Source organism: Microbacterium sp. Bi128, from assembly GCF_918698205.1.
Genome location: NZ_CAKKMM010001610.1, coordinates 1 through 1091 on the forward strand (window position 1 = coordinate 1; position 1091 = coordinate 1091).

The 1091-nt window shown below is 74.5% G+C and carries 1 protein-coding gene; it reads right to left on the reverse strand.

Annotation, left to right across the window (positions count from 1 at the left end):
* A partial coding sequence (locus LQV45_RS34915; protein WP_230012558.1) for a DNA polymerase Y family protein occupies positions 1–1091 on the reverse strand: 1091 nt, incomplete at both ends.

Here is a 1091-nt window from a genome sequence, read left to right on the forward strand (position 1 = left end):
GGGACCCGCCCACTCCCGGATGCGCATGCGTCGGCCGCCCGCGTCGAGGATCGCCGGCGGCGCGCTCAACGCATCGCGGTCCCCCACCGTCACCGACGCCCCCGCGACGTCGGTGACCTCCACGAGCCGGGGTTCGGGATATACCGTCGCCGGAAGGGGATCGGGAAGGCTCCCCGGCCAGGGTCGGGCGCGGTCCTTCGCCGTCACCGCGCGGTCGCCCCACGGCACCAAGACCTGACGCTCCGCCAACCACCGACCCCCGCCGACGACCGGGGTGACGACGGCACGGTGACCGAGCATGGCCTGCACCCGGGAGAGCGCGTGATGCACCCTCTCGTCGGGCCCGGCCCCGAAGAGTCCCTTGACATGGTGGGACGCCTCGTCCACCGCCTCGGGCTCGATGGAGACCCCGGCGACACCGCTGCCGAAGATGCCGCGACCGTCCTCGGCGAGCTGCCATCGCACGCGATCGACCACGGCCCCGGCGTCGAAGGACCCGGGGTGCAGCCACACGCGTTCGCTGCGTTCGCCGCGCTCGCCCGAAAGCACGACGCGCACCTCGGTGCACACCAGGTTCTGCTCGCCCAGGCGAGCGATGAACTCCTCGGCAGCTACCCGCATACCGAATGCGATCTGGTCGGCGAGCTCGAGCGGTGGCTCGAAGGCGACCTCGCGGCGGAGCTCGGGCGGTGGGGTGCGCGGCTGCACCGGCTGGGAGTCACGCCCCGAGGCGAGGGCGTGCAGTCGCGCCCCGCGCTCGGCGAACCGTTCCCGGACCCGATCGACCGGCATGGCGGCGAACTCCCCCAGCGTGTGGACCCCCAAGCGCGCCAGCAGGCTCGCCAGGTCGGGGTCTTCGAGCGCGGTCACCGGAAGGGGGGCGAGGAAAGCGGCCGCCTGCCCCCCGGGCACCACGCGCACGGGCTCGTCGGCGCGGGTGACGCGGGCGGCGTGCTCTGCGGTGAAGACACCGTCGGCGACGCTCGCGCGAGCGTCGGTGAACCCCTCGGCCACGAGCAGCCGCACGAGGGTGCGCGCGGCCTCGTCTTCTCCGCCGTAGTAGCGCGCCGGTCCGCGCGCGCGGAGGGCGC